Here is an 18,487-nt window from a genome sequence, read left to right as displayed (position 1 = left end):
AAAGAAATTCGTAATTTTCAATCCAAGTACAACGTTGAACACCCATCCCCTGAAAGATCCTGAATTGTTCCATATTGCCGAAAATTGGTTCCATCAACAAAGTTGGAAGCCTTTTCCTTTCCAAAAACAGACTTGGATTGCTTTCATGGATGGGAAACATGGCCTTTTGAACGCCCCTACTGGAAGCGGAAAGACCTATGCGCTGTGGTTTCCCATTGTGTTGAACTACATCCAAAACCATCCGGATTACAGAACAAAACACAAAAAGGGTCTAAAAGCAGTATGGATCACACCGCTCCGTGCCCTTTCCCAAGAGATCAAACAATCTGCGGAACGGATCACCCAAGATTTGGGCACCCAAATGAGCGTGGGCATCCGCACCGGGGATACTTCGAACAAAGAAAGATCAAAGCAAAGAACTGCCATGCCCGATCTTTTGATCACCACTCCCGAAAGTCTGCATCTGCTGTTGTCTTCCAAAGGCTACGCAAAACTTTTTAAGGATTGCATCGCCATTGTGGTGGACGAATGGCACGAACTTTTGGGCACCAAACGGGGCGTTCAAATGGAATTGGGCCTATCCCGCCTGAAAACCGTTTGCAAAAACCTTCGCATTTGGGGCATTTCGGCCACCATCGGTAATCTGGAACAGGCAAGGGAAGTACTTTTGGGGCCCACCTCCAAAGAACTGGAAAACTCAGTTTTGATCAAGGCAGAGATGAACAAGAAAATCACGGTCAAGAGCATCATTCCCAAGGAAATGGAAACCTTTCCTTGGCGGGGACATTTGGGCCTGCATCTTTTGGAAGAGGTGATTCCCATCATCAACCAAAGTAAGACCACCCTGCTTTTTACCAACACCCGAAGCCAATGTGAAATCTGGTTTCAAAAAATCTTGGAGCAACACCCGGAATATGCAGGGGAACTGGCCATGCACCATGGCAGTATCAACAAGGAAACCCGACTGTGGGTCGAACAGGCCATCCGTAATGAAAGTCTAAGAGCCGTTGTGTGTACTTCTAGTTTGGACCTTGGTGTGGATTTTGCCCCCGTGGAAACCGTGGTACAGATCGGGGGACCCAAAGGAGTCGCTCGTTTTCTGCAACGTGCTGGGCGAAGCGGTCACCGGCCCGGGAAAGAAAGTGTGATCTATTTTTTGCCCACCCATGCCATGGAACTCATCGAAGCTTCGGCCATGCAAAAAGCGGTTGTTCACAATGCCGTGGAAGATCGTATTCCTTACCTCAACAGCTTTGATGTACTTATTCAATATCTGACCACCTTGGCAGTGTCCGATGGGTTTTATCCCGATGAAATCTATCAGGAAGTCAAACAGACCTTTTGTTATCAGGCCCTCTCGAAGGAACAATGGCAGTGGTTGCTCAATTTTTTGGTGATGGGCAGCCAAAGCTTGAAGAGTTATGACGAGTACAAAAAAGTAGAGGTGGAAGAAGACGGCAAATTCATCGTGAACAGCAGGGCGGTTGCCATGAGGCACCGATTCCAGATTGGGACCATTGTGGGCGATGCCACCATTCATGTGCGCTACCAAAAGGGAGGATACATCGGTTCCATTGAGGAGTATTTCATCTCTAAATTGAGTCCGGGAGATGTCTTCACCTTTGCAGGCAGAAATCTGGAATTCATTCGGATAAAAGGCATGTCGGCCCACGTCCGAAATTCCTCCAAACGTACCAATAAAGTCCCCAGTTGGATGGGCGGCAGGTTAAGCTTCTCCGCTAAAATGTCGGAACTGCTCCGCCAAGAACTGTACACGGCAGAATTGCCCCAAGAGGAACAATCCGCAGAAATCCAATCCCTTGCCCCCATGTTCGCCAAACAACGGGAAGAAAGTTTGGTGCCCCAACCCCATCAATTTCTGATCGAAACGTTTAAGACGAGTGATGGTTACCATCATATTTTTTATCCTTTTGAAGGGCGTGCCATCCATGAAGGCATGAGCAGTCTGTTGGCCTATCGCATTAGTCTGTTGACCCCCATTACCTGCTCCCTCGCCTTCAACGATTATGGTTTTGAGCTGCTATCGGATAAAAAAATCGACATTCAGGGCATTTTGGACAATGACCTCTTCACTTCGGAATATATGCTGTCCGACCTTCAAAAAAGTTTGAACTCCAACGAGATGGCGCGGCGCAAATTCCGCGATATTGCTGTTATCAGCGGGATGGTATTCACGGGTTATCCAGAGAAAGGGATAAAAATGAAGCACCTGCAAAGCAGTTCCGAATTGTTGTTCGATGTGTTCAAGGATTTTGAGGATGACAATCTTTTATACCAACAAGCCTATACCGAAACCTTTGAACACCAATTGGAGGAAGGCCGTTTGCGGTTGGCCTTGGAACGGATCGCCCAACAGGAAATTGTATGGAAACAGTGCACAAAACCCACTCCTTTTTCCTTTCCGATCATTACGGATCGATTACGGGAAAAGTTGTCCAACGAAAAACTGGCCGATCGCATCAAACGTATGGTCAAATCTCTTCAAACTAAATAATTAAGGTGCAGTTCATCGAAAAAACCACCCCTTAACGAATTCTTAATTCAGCGGTGATCTGATTTTGTCAAAATTTTAAGATTTTAGTTTTCTGAACACTTTACAACCTCACACTATGAAGAAAATTTACTTTCTCTTATTTCTTTTTTCTTTTATTCTTGGCTCATCTGCCCAAGATTTGAAAATTACCGGAATTGTGGACGGACCCCTTACCGGGGGCATTCCCAAGGCCGTGGAACTCTATGTCCAGAACGATATTGCTGACCTCAGCCTCTACGGTTTGGGATCGGCCAACAACGGTGGTGGTACCGATGGTGAGGAATTTACCTTCCCCGCCGATGCGGCAACCGCAGGGACTTTTATTTACATAGCTACCGAAGATGTGGAATTCACCAATTTTTTCGGATTTGCTCCTAATTACATGGATTCCGCCGTCAATATCAATGGTGACGACGCCATCGAACTTTTCTTTAACGGTTCAGTGATCGATGTGTTCGGCGACATCAACGTAGATGGAACCGGACAAGCATGGGACTATGTGGATGGATGGGTCTACCGTAAAAATGGGACCGGGCCAGATGGTAGCACCTTTGTGTTGGACAATTGGACCTACAGTGGCACGGATGCTCTGGACAATGAAACCCAAAACGCCACGGCCGCCAATCCATTCCCGATTGGCACCTTTGGTGGAGTGGTAACCCCAACAGTGGACAATGTTTCCAATTTTACGGCTACATCAACAGGTACTTCCAGCATTTCCCTTTCTTGGAACTTAAATACCGATAGCAATCCCGTTGTGGTTGCTACCATTGCAAGTGGCACTGTTTCTGAAACTTTAGTGAATGAAACAACCTATTCAGAAGGGGATACATTGCCCAATGGGGCCACTGTAATTTATGTTGGAAACGCCTCAACATTTGACCACCAAGGTTTATTGGAGAACACGAGTTATGGTTACCGAATCTGGTCCTATGATCCCAGTTTGATGTATTCCACAGGGGTTGCTGCCGATGCCCACACCGATTCCAGCACACCTACTGTGGCTGGTCTAATCATTACGGGGGTTTATGATGGTCCTTTGACCGGAGGGGTTCCCAAAGGAGTGGAACTTTATGCCTTGGAAGATATTGCCGATCTCAGTGTATATGGTTTGGGTTCAGCCAATAATGGTGGTGGCACCGATGGGGAGGAATTTACCTTTCCCGCCGATGCCGTGACTGCCGGCACACACATATATGTCGCCACCGAAACCTCAGGTTTTGAAAGCTTCTTCGGGTTTGCACCCGACTATACCTCCGGGTCCATGGCCATCAATGGTGATGATGCCATTGAATTGTTTCTCAATGGTTCCGTCATCGATGTGTTTGGTGACATCAACCTGGATGGTTCGGGCCAAGCATGGGACTATGTGGACGGTTGGGCCTATCGTAAGGACGACACCGGACCTGATGGAAGTACTTTTGTCATCGACAATTGGATTTTTAGTGGCATTGATGCCATGGATGGTGCCCTTACCAATGATACGGCCGCCACTCCGTTTCCTTTAGGTGCCTATGGTCCGGACCTCATCATTACCGGGGTTGTGGACGGCCCTTTGACCGGAGGTGTACCCAAGGCCATCGAACTCTATGTTTCAAATGATATTGCAGATTTAAGTATTTACGGAATCGGTTCTGCCAATAACGGTGGAGGTACCGATGGAGAGGAATTTACCTTTCCTGCCGTAAGTGTTCCAGGAGGTACCTTTATCTACATTGCCAGTGAAAGTACTGGTTTTGAAAGCTATTTTGGATTTGCACCCGACTATACCTCATCTTCGGCCGCCATTAATGGCGATGATGCCATTGAGCTCTTTTTTGAAGGAGCAGTAATTGATGTTTTTGGGGATATCAATATGGATGGAACAGGACAGGCATGGGATTATGTGGATGGCTGGGCCTATCGAAAAAATGGAACAGGTCCTGATGGTGTCACCTTTGAGCTGGACAATTGGACCTATAGTGGTACCGATGCCTTGGACGATACTACCACAAATGACACGGCCGGATTACCGTTCCCCATCGGCACCTATGGTGGAGGCGGTAACAACGAAAACCCAGAACTCATTACCATTGCCGAAGCACGTGCTTTAAGCGATGGTACATTGGTGACCATAAGTGGTGTGTTGACCGTTACAGACCAATTTGCAGGCTCTGCCTACATTCAGGACCAAACAGGAGCCATTGCCGTTTTTGATGAACAAGTTCACGGAGACGGAGTGTTCATGATTGGGGATTCCATTACCATTACCGGTGTTAGAAGCTCTTTCAACGAACAGATCCAGATCAGTCCGGTCACCGAGGTCACTTCCAACGGCACCCCCAGCGAACCGATTGTTCCATCGGACATCACCTTGGCCGAAATGAACCAGCACCCAGCAGAATTGGTCAGGATAGTGGATGTGACCTTCCCAAAACCCGGAGATCTTTTGTTTGGGAATTCCAACTATGTGGTGAGTGATATTAGTGGTCCCGGTGAACTGCGTATCGATGGCGATGTGGAAAGCTTGGTGGGTCTTGCCCAACCTGAAACCTGTGGTGAGGTCATTGGAGTGGTTGGAAAGTATTTTGAATTATATCAATTATTGCCCAGGATCCGGACCGACCTTGCCTGTGCAGGCGACTATGTGCCACCAGCACTTCCTGTGGAAGTGGACAAGGCCAGTACATTGGAAGTGGCCACATGGAACATAGAATGGTTTGGCGATGAAGGCAATTCCCCTGCAGCGGGAGACCCAGATTCTGATGCCATCCAAAAGGACAGTGTAAAAGCGGTAATAGCCGAATTACAACCTGATGTATTGGCTGTGGAAGAAATCGCCGATGATGCCCTTTTTGCGGAAATGGTCAGCGAACTGCCCGGTTACGATTATGTGCTTTCACCTGCGGTCTCCTATCCCAACGATCCAGGGGTCCATCAAAAAGTAGGCTTCATTTACAATACAGAGACCGTCACCGTCACCGATACCAAGGTTTTGTTGGAATCCATTCATCCCTATTACAACGGGGGTGACACTTCAGCTTTGACAGATTACCCTAGCGAACCGGATCGTTTTTATGCCAGTGGAAGATTGCCTTTCTTGATGACAGCCGATATTACCATCAACGGGGAAACCGAAACCTATGATTTTGTGGCCCTACATGCCCGTGCCAACGGAAGCAGTGATGCCCAGTTGCGCTACGATATGCGGAAGTATGATGTGGAAGTGCTCAAAGATAGCTTGGATGTGTATTACGCTGATCGGAACCTCATCCTATTGGGCGATTATAATGACGATGTGGATGTGACCGTTGCCGATATCACTTCAACCACGGTAAGTTCCTATGAAAATTACGTGAACGATGCTGCAAATTACAGTGTGTTCACCGCAACACTCAGTGAAAACGGCTTCCGTTCCTATGTGTTCGAACAGGATATGATCGATCACATTTCAGGTACCGACGAAGTATTGCCAAGATACATTGAACATTCGGCCCAATCGCACTATGAATTCTATGATTACGATTATGCAAGTACCACATCGGACCACTTGCCCGTTTCGGTACGATTGATGCTCAAACCTTTTGCCTTTGAATCCATTTCATCAACTGATGTAAGTTGTTTTGGAGAAGCGGATGGAACAGCAACCGTTGCCGTAAGTGGTGGCGTTGCCCCATATACCTATGTTTGGAGCGATAGACAGACCACGCAAACGGCATCTGGTCTTAGGGCCGGTTCGTATACCGTGGTGGTGAGTGATGCCCTTCTACAGCAATTTGAGGCAGAAGTGACCATTACGGAGCCTGACATGATCACAATGACCACTTCTGGTGATGCTACGGTATATTTGGGTTACGAACCTCAAAGTTGTACCACTTTGGAAGTGCTTTCCGTTGAAGGCGGAGCAGGTACCTATGAAATTGTTTGGAGCACAGGCGAAACAGGAAACAGCATCACGGTTTGCCCTGAACAGACCACAGATTATGAAGTCATCGTAACCGACGAAAATGGTTGTTCCACTATGGAGACCATTACCGTGGAAGTCATTGACGTAAGCTGTGGCAATAATCCAAGAAATCCCAAAGTGGCGATGTGCCATAACGGTCGAGAAATCTGCGTATCACAATATGCGGTTAAATACCACTTGGCCATCGGGGACATTTTAGGTTCTTGTGATACCTCGTCGGATGGATGCCGAATCATGGCCAATGCCTATCCCAATCCATTCGTAGGCTCGGTAAATGTATCTTTTGGTTGCCCCATCGATGAAAATGTCCAGATTGTTGTCTACAACTTCATCGGGAGGACGGTTTCCCAATTGGATGTACCAATTGGAACAGAATCGGCCCTTGTCGATATGGAATCATACCGAAGAGGTATTTATTTTATCAAAGTGTACACAAATGGCAGACTGATAAAAATCTTACCTGTCGTCAAAAAAGGATAGTTTTACTATTTTTCAAATAGATAGCCCCGGCAATTATGTCGGGGCTTTTTTGTTGTGGCAAATCCGATTAAGCTATGGTATCTTTGGAGCTTATGAACATCTCCATCCGGCAACAAAATTTTACCCTCCACCCTTTGGGTGGACTTTTTTGGGAAGAGAAATCCCTTTTGCTTATCAGTGATGTGCATTTAGGGAAAGTATCCCATTTTCGAAAGTTCGGAGCAGCAGTTCCCCGAAAGGCGATACACAAGAATTTTGTTCTATTGGACAAGATCGTGTCCGATTTCCAACCCTTTCAAATCTGCTTTTTGGGCGACCTCTTCCATTCGTCCTTGAACAAGGAATGGGAATTGTTCGAGAACTGGGTGGCCAAAACCCCTGCTGAGATGATTTTGGTTTCAGGTAACCACGACATCATCGCCCCGGAAAAGTTTGAAAAACTGGACGTTAAGATTTTTCCTGAACTGATTATGGATGATTTTTTATTGACCCATCACCCCGAGATGCGTGAAGGGCTGTTCACCTTTTGCGGACACATTCACCCTGCCGTGAGATTACGGGGCTTTGGTCGTCAACATTTGAGACTTCCTTGCTTTTTCAAATCGGGAAACCAAATGGTGTTGCCCGCATTTGGGGAATTTACCGGAACCTATACCCTAAAACCGTCCAAAAAGGATGAGATTTTTGCCATTGTGGAGGATACCGTTGTTAGAGTTTAGATTCTTCGCTCCGCTCAGAATGACCCAGTGGTGCTTTGTCATCTCGATGGAGCAAGTCGACGAGAAATCTAATCATACTCTTGTCATGCTGAACTTGATTTAGCATCCCATAATAGATAGAATTAAAAACCTTCCGTAAACTTCAAGTGGAGATTCTTCGCTTGACTCGGAATGACCCAGAGGTGCTCTGTCATTTCGATGGAGCAAGGTCACGAGAAATCTAATCATACTCTTGTCATGCTGAACTTGATTCAGCATCCCATAATAGATAGAACTAAAAACCTTCCGTAAACTTCAAGTGGAGATTCTTCGCTCCGCTCAGAATGACCCAGAGGTGCTTTGTCATTTCGATGGAGCAAAGCGACGAGAAATCCAAAAACACATAAGATTCTTCGCTCCGCTCAGAATGACAATAGAATATTCGGGATAATTTGTGCCATTCGTGTCCAATCATTTAATATACATCTGATTGGTCGTAAAGTACCCTTCGACTCCGCTCAGGGTACCCTACGAAAACACCAACAATTTGTCATTTTGAATTAGATTCTTCGCTCCGCTCAGAATGACCTAGGGGCGCTTTGTCATTTCAACAAAGCAAAGCGACGAGAAAATTCAAAAAACATTTTCCCTAAAAACATTTCAGTTTATCTTTGCCGCAAAGTTTTTGGATTGACCAAAGCCCCGATTTCCCAGCTTTTTGCACAGTCTCCCGCTCTCGGGAAATTGAGGGATACTATTACCCAATCCCTTGAATCCGCCCAAAATAAGAATAGAAGAATAAATGTTAGAGGACTCGTTGGTTCTTCCTTGTCCTTTGCGGTTTCAGAGGTTTTTAAAACTGTTGACTCTCCTTTTCTATTGATTCTGAACGACAAGGAAGAAGCGGCATATCTCTTGAACGACCTTGAACTGTTGATCGGGGAGAACGATGTACTTTTTTATCCGGGCAGTTACCGAAGGCCCTACCAAATTGAGGAAACGGACAATGCCAATGTGTTGTTGCGTGCCGAAGTGCTCAACCGCATCAACTCTAGGAAAAAACCAGCGGTGATTGTCACCTACCCCGATGCCCTTTTTGAAAAAGTGGTCACGCGAAAGGAATTGGACAGGAATACCCTGAAAATAAAACTGGAAGATACCCTCTCCCTCGATTTTTTGAACGAAGTGCTTTTTGAATACCAGTTCAAACGGGTGGATTTTGTGACCGAACCTGGGGAGTTTTCCGTTCGTGGCGGTATAGTGGATGTATTCTCCTTCTCTCATGACCAACCTTATCGCATTGAATTTTTTGGGGACGAAGTGGACAGCATCCGAACTTTTGACGTGGAGACCCAACTCTCTACGGACAAGGTGAAGAAAATCACCATCATCCCCAATGTGGAGAACAAGTTCTTGCAGGAATCACGGGAGAGTTTTCTAAAATATATCTCTCCCCGAACGGTAGTTTTTGCCAAAAATCCGGCGCTGATCTACGACCGAATCGATTCGTTTTTTGTAAAGGCCGAGGAAAGTTTTGCCAAATTGGGCACGGAGATCAAACATGCAGAGCCCAAAGAGCTTTTTACGGATTCAGCTTTGCTGAAGGAGCAATTGCAGGATTTTTTATGTGTTGAGATTGGGACTTCGGCTCCGCTCAGCACCCCAAATATAGGCGATATGGTCACTGAGCAAAGTCGAAGTGACGAAATACAATTTCATACAAAACCCCAACCCGCCTTTAACAAAAGGTTCGACCTGTTGATCGAAAACCTCAACGAAAACCGGAAAGCAGGGTATACCAACTATATTTTCTGCTCCACCGAGCAGCAGGCCAAACGCTTCCACGATATTTTTGATGATTTGGCTTCGACTACGCTCAGCCAACAAGAAAATGAAAACAGCAAGGACACTGAGCGTAGTCGAAGTGTGGATTACAAAATAATCGTACTACCCCTCTATCAAGGTTTTATTGATGATGACCTGAAACTGGCCTGCTATACGGACCATCAGATCTTTGAGCGGTACCACAAGTTCCACCTTAAAAATGGCTATGCCAAGAAACAAGCCATCACCCTCAAGGAACTCAACAAACTGGAGATAGGGGATTACGTAACCCATATCGATCACGGTATAGGAAAGTTCGGCGGGCTCCAAAAAATTGATGTCGAGGGCAAAAAGCAGGAGGCCATCAAGTTGATCTATGGCGACCGCGATATTTTGTATGTCAGTATCCATTCGCTCCACAAAATCTCAAAATACAACGGTAAGGACGGGGCACCGCCCAAAATCTACAAACTGGGTTCCGCAGCCTGGAAAAGCCTAAAACAAAAGACCAAGAGCCGGGTCAAGCAGATTGCCTTCAACCTGATCCAAGTATATGCCAAACGTCGCCTGGAAAAAGGGTTTCAGTGCGCCCCTGATAGTTATTTGCAATACGAACTAGAGGCTTCCTTCCTGTACGAGGACACGCCCGATCAGGAAAAGTCGACCCAAGATGTAAAAATGGACATGGAGAGCGAACGACCCATGGACCGACTCATCTGTGGGGATGTTGGTTTTGGAAAGACCGAAGTGGCCATTCGCGCGGCATTCAAGGCCGTGGATAATGGCAAACAGGTAGCCGTTTTGGTACCCACAACCATTTTGGCATTTCAACATCATCGCACTTTTTCCGAACGGTTGAAGGACATGCCGGTTACCGTGGATTACCTCAATCGGTTCAGGACCGCCAAAGAGAAAAAGGAAACCTTGGAGAATTTGGCAAGTGGCAAGGTGGATATTATCATCGGCACCCATCAATTGGTGAACAAAAATGTGCAGTTCAAGGATTTAGGATTGCTCATTGTGGACGAAGAGCAGAAATTCGGGGTTTCGGTGAAGGAAAAACTGCGTTCCATCAAGCAAAATGTGGATGTGCTTACCTTAACGGCAACACCCATTCCACGAACACTTCAATTTAGTTTGATGGCGGCCCGGGACCTATCGGTCATCAATACCCCACCACCCAACCGTTATCCCATCGAGAGCCAGGTCATCCGATTCAATGAAGAGATTATCCGTGATGCGATTTCCTATGAAATCCAGCGGGGTGGACAGATCTTCTTTATCCATAACCGTATCGAAAACATCAAGGAAGTGGCCGGGATGATCCAACGTTTGGTACCCGATGCCAAGATCGGTATCGGTCATGGGCAGATGGAGGGCAAAAAATTGGAACAACTCATGCTCGCCTTCATGAACGGGGAGTTTGATGTGCTGATTTCCACCACCATCGTGGAAAGTGGCCTGGATGTGACCAATGCGAACACCATTTTCATCAACAATGCCAATAATTTTGGATTGAGCGACCTCCACCAAATGCGCGGCCGTGTGGGGCGGAGCAACAAAAAGGCGTTCTGTTTTTTCATTACCCCGCCATACGAAGTAATGACCCCCGATGCCCGAAAACGCATCGAGGCGTTGGAACAGTTCACGGATTTGGGAAGTGGTTTCAACATTGCCATGAAGGATCTCGAAATTCGGGGTGCCGGAGATCTATTAGGTGGTGAGCAGAGTGGTTTCATCAACGAAATTGGGTTTGAGACCTACCAAAAAATATTGACGGAGGCCATTGACGAACTCAAGGAAAATGAGTTCAAGGAACTGTATGAAGAGGTGGAGGGCCACAAAGAAAAAGTATATGTGAAGGACATTCAACTGGATACCGATTTTGAACTGCTCTTCCCCGATGACTACATCAATAATATTACGGAACGACTAAACCTGTACACCCAACTCAATGAGGTAAAGGATGAGGAAGGACTCCAGAAATTCGAGGCCGACCTTGTGGACCGTTTTGGGGAACTGCCCGATCAGGCACAGGACTTGTTGAATTCTGTCCGGATCAAATGGATCGCTACCCACATTGGTCTTGAAAAAGTGGTGATGAAACAAGGGAAGTTCTTGGGGTATTTTATTGCCGACCAGCAATCCAATTTTTACCAAACCCCCGTGTTCACCCAAGTATTACAATACGTGCAGAGCCACTCCCAACAGGCCAAACTCAAGGAAAAGCAGACCCGGAACGGACTACGACTTTTATTGACTTTTGAACGGATTACCAGTGTGGAAAAGGCCTTGAAGGTTTTGGGGCCTTTGAAATCAGTCCCTTCCCAAATCACATCAACATAATTTAAGATTCCCCGAAGCTCCTCCGAAAGTTCAGCACCAAGTACGAAGTGCCAATTTGTGGCTAAAATCGTTTTTTATGTACTTGTTCGCCTTCTTCGTTGTAGTATCGCCAAGTGCCCACTTGTTCGTCCTTTCGGAAACGGCCCGTCATTTTTTCGGTGCCATCCAAATAGTATTCGGTGTAGCGGCCGTGTTTGAGGCCATCCTTCAATTCCACCTCAAACTTGGTGGTCCCATTCGCATATTTTACGCTGAAGGTATCTGCATTGAGATCTGTTGGGTAAATGGGCCGTAGGTCAAAAACAGCATCCGTGATCTCGACTGGGTCGGCACTTTGGGGTTTGGAACTTGGGACCTTTACCTCCAACGGTGTATTTCTTTTCACTTCTTGCACGTCTTGATAGTTGATCACCAATCTACTTTCGAACAGGTCATCCTCCGGGGTCAATTGCAGTCCAAACTGTGGGAAGCAGATGATGAAATCCTTGTTTTTCAGCATTTTTTGTTGGGTTGGTGCATCGGCCAGTGCATACATATTGTCAAAAAATAGGGGCACATTGCTGTATATGAACACGGTGGATTCCGATTCAAACTTGTCATCAAAATCACGGAACTCCTTTGAAGTGGCCAGGGTCTCCCCTTCCAAAGCGTCATCAATGATACTTTTGAGGGTGTTGGGGTTGTCACTAAAAATCACAAACTCATCGATCTGCGTAAAATAGGGCTTGTCAAATTCGTCGAACCTGCCACCCAGCAACATTTTGAAAAACCCTTTGATGGAAAGGAAATTGATCTCGTATTTCTTGTATTCCACTGTCTTGAACTTGACCGGAGTCTTTCTTCGGATCTGCTCCAGCACAAAGTCAAGATTCGTCCTGGCCTTTTCCGCATCATTGGCCTTGAGCACCAGCGCCATATCGTTTTTTCCTTTGGAAATGCGCGACTGGATCTGCAATACGGCTATTTCATCATCAATCCAGTTCACAAAATTCTCCTTTACATCGATCTTCAGAAATTTTTCTACTTTTTCGATGCCATTCTGGTAGCTTTCAAACTGTTGGGGGTCGTTCTGCTGGACCTTTTCAAAATTTTTATAGAACTCGGAAAAGCTATCGAACCCATAACTGATGTAGAGCGCGGTACGTTTGGGCACAATAGTCGGGATGGTCCGCTCGGCAGTTCCCGATTTTTGAAGGGCCTCCAAATAATACTCATTGGTCCCGCTGATGTTGGTGAACCCATTGGCCGTCAAGGTACTGTTCTTGTCAAGGTCAAAATAAAATCCTGAAAACAAAAAATTCTCGCTCACCCGTCGCACCCAATCCGATGGGGTGTCGGTAAACCGTTTTACATAGTCATCAAAATAATGGTACTGAACATACATCCGGAAGAGGTCCTCATGGCCCACCTTTTGGTTGACTTCAATAAAATTGAGGTTTCTGCCCAGCACGGGTTCTTGGTACTGATCTATGGAAGCTTCCACCAAGGTATGCGTATAGGAAGCCACCAATTGATTTTTGATAAAAGCCAGGTACATGGTTTCCTTGCTCTCGCGATCGTGAACCTCCAAGATCTCATGGTTGTGGTACATGCGCTTGCTCATCACATAATCATCATTCAGCAAGGTGTTCAGGTAGGTCTTCAGCAATTGCAGTTTGGCAATCCGCTTAAGGTCGAGCACATAAAAAATGCCATAGTCCTTGGGAGAGATCATGTGGACGGAGATGAACAGCGAGCGGCCATCAAAAAACTCGAACAATTTGTGGTTGTTGTTAAAGACCGTATCCACCTTTTGGATGCTCTCCGTGAGTTCGGAAAAATAATCGTTCTTCCTGAGGTGGTGCCAAGCATCACTTTCACTCACCTTTTTCCAGCTCTCCACGGGTTGTTCCGATTCCACAATGAAAACAGCGTCCTTGGGAATCAGATAGATGGATTGCAGATTGGTCTTGGGAGAAAGCAGAAAAATATAGGCCAAGTAGCACAGATAGAGCGCAAAAAGGGCCAAAAATCCGTAAAGAATCCTTTTTTTGGTCATTCTACTGAAAAGTGTCTCCTTCTAAAACGAAAGAGTCCGCATTTTAGTTTAGACCCAAGAAAAGAGCCGCTATTTTATAGCAATTTAAGGTCCTTGATGGTCTTGAAGGCCACATCCACCTGCTCGTCGTTCACCAAAATGGTAAATTCATTGGTCGTGGAGATCACCTCATAGAGTACGATTCCCTCCCAAGCCAGCCGTTGGAAGATGAAGTAATAAATCCCGGGCACGGAAACGTTCTCAGCGGGCAGTTTTACGGTGATGGAGGACAGTCCCTCCGCCTTTTGGGTGCATCGCTCGTGCTTGAAATACTTTTCCACCACTTTGTCCATGATGTTGCTGATCACGATATTGATCTCGTTCACCCCACGGGACGAGGTGTAGAACACATCTTGGTTTACGTTCACTTCCTCGAGCAATTTGGCCTGCTGCTGCAAAATGGTGTCCGAGGCCAAAAAGGTGTAGTCGGAGAGGTTGGACCGCACGGTGATCTCACCGATGTTCTTGAGCACCTTCACGATCTTGTGGGTGGCCCTGAACTCCAAATCGTCCGAAAGTCGCTTGAGCGCCATCACAATGGCACCATCCTTTACATCCTTGCCCAGTTCGTCGGCTATCTCAGGCTTTATTTGCCTTGAAAGCGAGGTCAAGTTGATAATACCCTGTGCCAATGCGGTTTGCAAAAACGGCTTTTTCTTGATGTAGTGCTCAACTACGGCGGATATTGTTTTCATTTCTACAGTTGGTTTGGTACAAAAATAACATATTGTTATAAAACAAACAAATGGTTAAAAATGAAAGAATGCATTTTCGAGATGCTCCAGGTGGATTCCACTGCCCGTTTTGATGACGGTGATCACATCGAACCTTACCTCCACATCAAGGTCATTTTCCTGTACATAATGGTCGGCCGCCATGGTCAAAAGTTTCACTTTCTTGGCATTCACCGTATCCAAAATATCCTCCAAAAAGCCCATGTTCCTTGACTTTACCTCCACAATGGCCAAGGTGTCCCCTTTCCTTGCAATAATGTCCACCTCAGCCTTGAGGTATCGGTAGTTCCGCTCCAAGATAGCATACCCATTTCCCAGCAAATGTTCCACGGCCATTTGCTCCCCAAACTTTCCAAAATCGTTGCTAGATTCCATACGGTTGGAAAAATATCAAAAAAATATGTGCAGTTCATCGAAAAAATTGGTAGTTCAAGGACAAACCGGCGTTATCATTGTAATTTGTTGGCTCAATTGAACCACACCCAACATTAGCATAAACATATAGTTGACCCCAAACTATGTACTAAAATAACCCCAAACATTGCTATGGAGTACTTCGTCAATTGCAATACCTCAACTTTGGCGCCCTATACTACCCCATTGGATGAGGTTCGCGTAGCCCATTTGTACCGCAGGCTCGGTTTCAGTGCTTCCGTGCAGACCGTCAATGCAGGAATCGGGCAATCAGCTGTTTCCCTCGTCGACAATCTTGTGGATCAGGCCATGGCCGCTCCGTTGATTCCTCCTCCCGAATGGGCAGATTGGAACAATGCCAATTATCCTGCCGACGACGAGCAGGCCGGACAGATGCGCCGGGCACAACTACGGGAATATTCCATCACTTACGGAAACGCGCTGTTGAACAACAACCTCTTGGATAGGATGAGCTTTTTTTGGAGCAACCACTTCGTGACCCAATTGGAAGTCTATAACTGTAACCAGTTCCTTTACTATTACATCAATTGTCTTCAAAGAAATGCCTTGGGCAATTTCAAGACACTGACCAGTGAAGTGGGGCTCACGAGTGCCATGCTGTATTATTTGGACGGTGCCAGAAACCGGGGAAACAATCCCAACGAAAACTATGCCCGCGAGCTCTATGAGCTTTTTACCATGGGCGAAGGGAACAATTATACCGAACAGGATATTATTGAGACGGCCAAAGCACTTTCGGGATATACCGAAACAGGCGAGGAAGGCTGTACCCAAGTCACTTTTGACCCCACCGAGTTCAACACCGATAACAAAACCATCTTCGGACAGACCGGGAATTGGGACTACGATGATGTAATCGATATCCTTTTCAATGAAAGGGCCAGCGAAACGGCATGGTTCATCTGCAAGAAACTGTATGAGTTTTTTGTGCATCCGGATTCAACGGACGAAGAAGGCAATGGCATTGCCCCACAGATCATTGATGGGATGGCACAAACTTTTATCTCCAGCAATTTTGAAATAGCCCCGGTAATCCGTCAACTTTTAAAAAGCCAACACTTTTTTGATGAAACCGCCATTGGCGTCATCATAAAGAGTCCTTTTGACCTGTATTTTAACCTATTGAAAGAAACCGGGTTCACCTATGACGACACCACGGTGTTGAACATGATTGATTCGGCATCGCTCATCGGCCAAGAACTCTTCAACCCACCCGAGGTGGAAGGCTGGCAACGGGACCGACAATGGATCAACACCAATTTTATGATCGGTCGCTGGTTGACCGCCGAAGTGTTTTTGGAGCGCTTCTTCCAAGCAGACTCTGAGCAATTTCGAGATTTTGGAATCGCTGTTACTGGTGCCAATGGGGCCACTGTCAGTGACCCCGATGTAGTTGCCAGGGCAATAATTGACTTTATGTTGCCCAAAGGACTATTGACGGAAGATGATTATTCAGCAGCATTCACTGTTTTTCGTGAACCTTACAAAGACAACAACGTTTATGAAACAAACAGTTGGAATATGACTTTGGAAGATGCTGACTATCAGGTGTATTTATTACTACTGAATATTGTCCGACAACCTGAATTTCAACTTAAATAACCCCAACACCCATGTGCGATACCCACCACACCCACGATACATCTCCACACAAAGGTCTTGAGCATGAGGGCCACGATTTGGAGCACACCAAATGGAGCAGACGCTCGTTCATCCAGGCACTAGGTATAGCCGGTTCTGGGTCCATGTTCCTAGGAAGCCACTTGATCTCGGCCTCCGCCCCATCACCTTTGACGGCAGCCGTTGCAGCTGCAGAAACGGACAATATTCTGATCTTGATCAGATTATCAGGTGGAAATGACGGTCTCAGCACCGTGATTCCCATCCAACAATATGACACCTATGCCAATGCCAGGCCCAATATCTATATACCTGAGAGTAAGGTCCTAAAACTTACGGATGACTTTGGCGTGCCCACCTATATGAGTGCCCTGGAATCCCTTTGGGGCGATGGGCAGTTCAAAGCGGTGCATGGCGTAGGCTATCAGAACCAAAGCCTCTCCCACTTTACGGGATCCGACATTTTTGCCAATACCGACCTCACTACCACTGGGTTTTCTGGGGAAAACACAGGTTGGATGGGCAGACATTTTGAAGAACTCTACCCTGATTACCTTATCAATCCGCCAGCGGCCCCTGCGGCCATCCAAATCGGGAACTTGGCCAACTTGGTCTTCCAAGGTGAGGAGACCAACTATGCCTTTGTGACCAACAATGTGGACCAATTGGAACAGATTGCCCAAACGGGTTCCTTCTATGAAATTGAGAACGCACCTTTCGACAACTGTATGTACGGCGATCAGCTCCGTTTCCTACGCGGCGTGGCCAATACCACTTATGAATATGCTGGTATAATCCATGAGGCATACATGCGGGGACAGAACCAGGTGGAATATCAGGATAACGGCTTTGCCAGGCAATTGGCCCTTTTGGCTCGATTGATCAAAGGAAATTTGGGCACCAAAGTCTATATGATCTCCATGGGCGGGTTCGACACCCATGGCAACCAGCCTTTGGTTCACGAGCGATTGATGTCCAACCTGTCCATTGCCATCAACAATTTTTATGAGGATATCGCTTTCACCCAACAGGATGACAAGGTATTGAGCATGACCTTCTCCGAATTTGGACGTAGGATCTTTGAAAATGGATCCAACGGTACCGATCACGGTAAGGCCGCCCCGACCCTGTTCTTTGGATCCGGACTGAGTGGAAGTGCCTTTGTGGGCGAGCATCCCTCCCTTGACGAACCGAACAATCGGGGCAATCTGGAATACACCATGGACTTTAGGGACCTTTACGGTACCGTTTTGGCCGAATGGCTCTGTGTGCCAAGGGCTTCCGTGGAGCAACACCTTTTGGGGCACCCCTACCGGGCCATAGACCTCGGCTTTAACTGTAGCGGTGAGACCTTGGAGGACATTGCCATGGACAATGACCCACCCATCTTACCGGAAACCCCTCCTGGACAAGACCCGAACAATCCGAACCCGGATATTCTGGACGGTATCGTGCACTCACCCTACTACCCAAATTCCAGCGCACCCCACATCCATTTGGAAATGCCCGTTTCGGCTCATGTGGACATTGAATTGTTCAATATTTTGGGACAACGGGTCGGGACGCTCTTGAATCAAATTATGCAGGAAGGCCCCATGGAGATCAACATCCGTGAACGCATGCGGGACAGCCTTTCCACAGGAAAATACATTTATAGGATTTCGGTCGGAGGTAAAAAAATGAGCAAATCAATTATGATTTCCTAAGAAACCTTACCCTAACATTTATTTCGGGATTCCCTCGATGATGTACCCCACACCCCAAATTGGGTCG

General features: G+C 46.6%; 9 protein-coding genes. 6 read left to right on the top strand and 3 right to left on the bottom strand.

The genetic code is table 11. The features are described from left to right. Window positions 1–49: 49 nt before the first annotated feature. From D2V93_RS16035 to mfd, 4 genes are all read left to right on the top strand, one after another. Window positions 50–2,515, top strand: a complete 2,466-nt coding sequence (locus tag D2V93_RS16035) for a ligase-associated DNA damage response DEXH box helicase (protein WP_119620303.1) — start codon at window positions 50–52, stop codon at window positions 2,513–2,515. Window positions 2,516–2,693: 178 nt separating this feature from the next. Next, the gene (locus tag D2V93_RS18855; RefSeq protein ID WP_245978267.1) at window positions 2,694–6,980 is read left to right on the top strand and encodes a T9SS type A sorting domain-containing protein; all 4,287 of its coding nucleotides are present in this window, start codon (window positions 2,694–2,696) and stop codon (window positions 6,978–6,980) included. A 74-nt stretch (window positions 6,981–7,054) separates the two neighbouring features. Next, a complete protein-coding gene (gene pdeM, locus D2V93_RS16025; protein WP_245978265.1) occupies window positions 7,055–7,699 on the top strand; it encodes a ligase-associated DNA damage response endonuclease PdeM in 645 nt (214 codons plus the stop codon). A 669-nt stretch (window positions 7,700–8,368) separates the two neighbouring features. Further along, window positions 8,369–11,848 (top strand): transcription-repair coupling factor, encoded by a 3,480-nt coding sequence (gene mfd, locus D2V93_RS16020; protein WP_119620124.1) that lies wholly within the window; start codon window positions 8,369–8,371, stop codon window positions 11,846–11,848. Between the two features lie 61 nt (window positions 11,849–11,909). On the opposite strand, the gene D2V93_RS16015 is transcribed toward mfd, so the two are convergent. From D2V93_RS16015 to D2V93_RS16005, 3 genes are all read right to left on the bottom strand, one after another. Then, window positions 11,910–13,886, bottom strand: coding sequence for a DUF3352 domain-containing protein (locus tag D2V93_RS16015; RefSeq protein ID WP_119620123.1), 1,977 nt, complete (start codon window positions 13,884–13,886; stop codon window positions 11,910–11,912). A gap of 74 nt (window positions 13,887–13,960) precedes the next feature. Then, the gene (locus D2V93_RS16010; protein ID WP_072880907.1) at window positions 13,961–14,620 is read right to left on the bottom strand and encodes an aspartate kinase; all 660 of its coding nucleotides are present in this window, start codon (window positions 14,618–14,620) and stop codon (window positions 13,961–13,963) included. 54 nt (window positions 14,621–14,674) lie between these two features. Beyond that, the gene (locus tag D2V93_RS16005) at window positions 14,675–15,034 is read right to left on the bottom strand and encodes a YraN family protein (RefSeq protein ID WP_119620122.1); all 360 of its coding nucleotides are present in this window, start codon (window positions 15,032–15,034) and stop codon (window positions 14,675–14,677) included. 171 nt (window positions 15,035–15,205) lie between these two features. Here D2V93_RS16005 and D2V93_RS16000 point away from each other — a divergent pair, with 171 nt between their 5' ends. Beyond that, window positions 15,206–16,696 (top strand): DUF1800 domain-containing protein, encoded by a 1,491-nt coding sequence (locus D2V93_RS16000; RefSeq protein WP_119620121.1) that lies wholly within the window; start codon window positions 15,206–15,208, stop codon window positions 16,694–16,696. A gap of 11 nt (window positions 16,697–16,707) precedes the next feature. Continuing rightward, window positions 16,708–18,420: a DUF1501 domain-containing protein gene (locus D2V93_RS15995; RefSeq protein WP_119620120.1), complete on the top strand. Its 1,713-nt coding sequence runs from the start codon at window positions 16,708–16,710 to the stop codon at window positions 18,418–18,420. The last annotated feature ends 67 nt before the right edge of the window (window positions 18,421–18,487 follow it).

Origin of the sequence: Flagellimonas taeanensis, from assembly GCF_003584105.1 — a bacterium.
Classification (GTDB): Bacteria; Bacteroidota; Bacteroidia; order Flavobacteriales; family Flavobacteriaceae; genus Flagellimonas; species Flagellimonas taeanensis.
The sequence above is the reverse complement of the archived record's forward strand: the minus strand, read 5'-3'. Positions and strand labels throughout refer to the sequence as shown.

Coding starts and splice junctions, on each gene's coding strand:
- pdeM (WP_245978265.1), top strand. CDS start 7,055: ATGGTATCTTTGGAGCTTATGAACATCTCCATCCGGCAACAAAATTTT.
- D2V93_RS16015 (WP_119620123.1), bottom strand. CDS start 13,886: ATGACCAAAAAAAGGATTCTTTACGGATTTTTGGCCCTTTTTGCGCTC.
- D2V93_RS16010 (WP_072880907.1), bottom strand. CDS start 14,620: ATGAAAACAATATCCGCCGTAGTTGAGCACTACATCAAGAAAAAGCCG.
- D2V93_RS16005 (WP_119620122.1), bottom strand. CDS start 15,034: ATGGAATCTAGCAACGATTTTGGAAAGTTTGGGGAGCAAATGGCCGTG.
- D2V93_RS16000 (WP_119620121.1), top strand. CDS start 15,206: ATGGAGTACTTCGTCAATTGCAATACCTCAACTTTGGCGCCCTATACT.
- D2V93_RS15995 (WP_119620120.1), top strand. CDS start 16,708: ATGTGCGATACCCACCACACCCACGATACATCTCCACACAAAGGTCTT.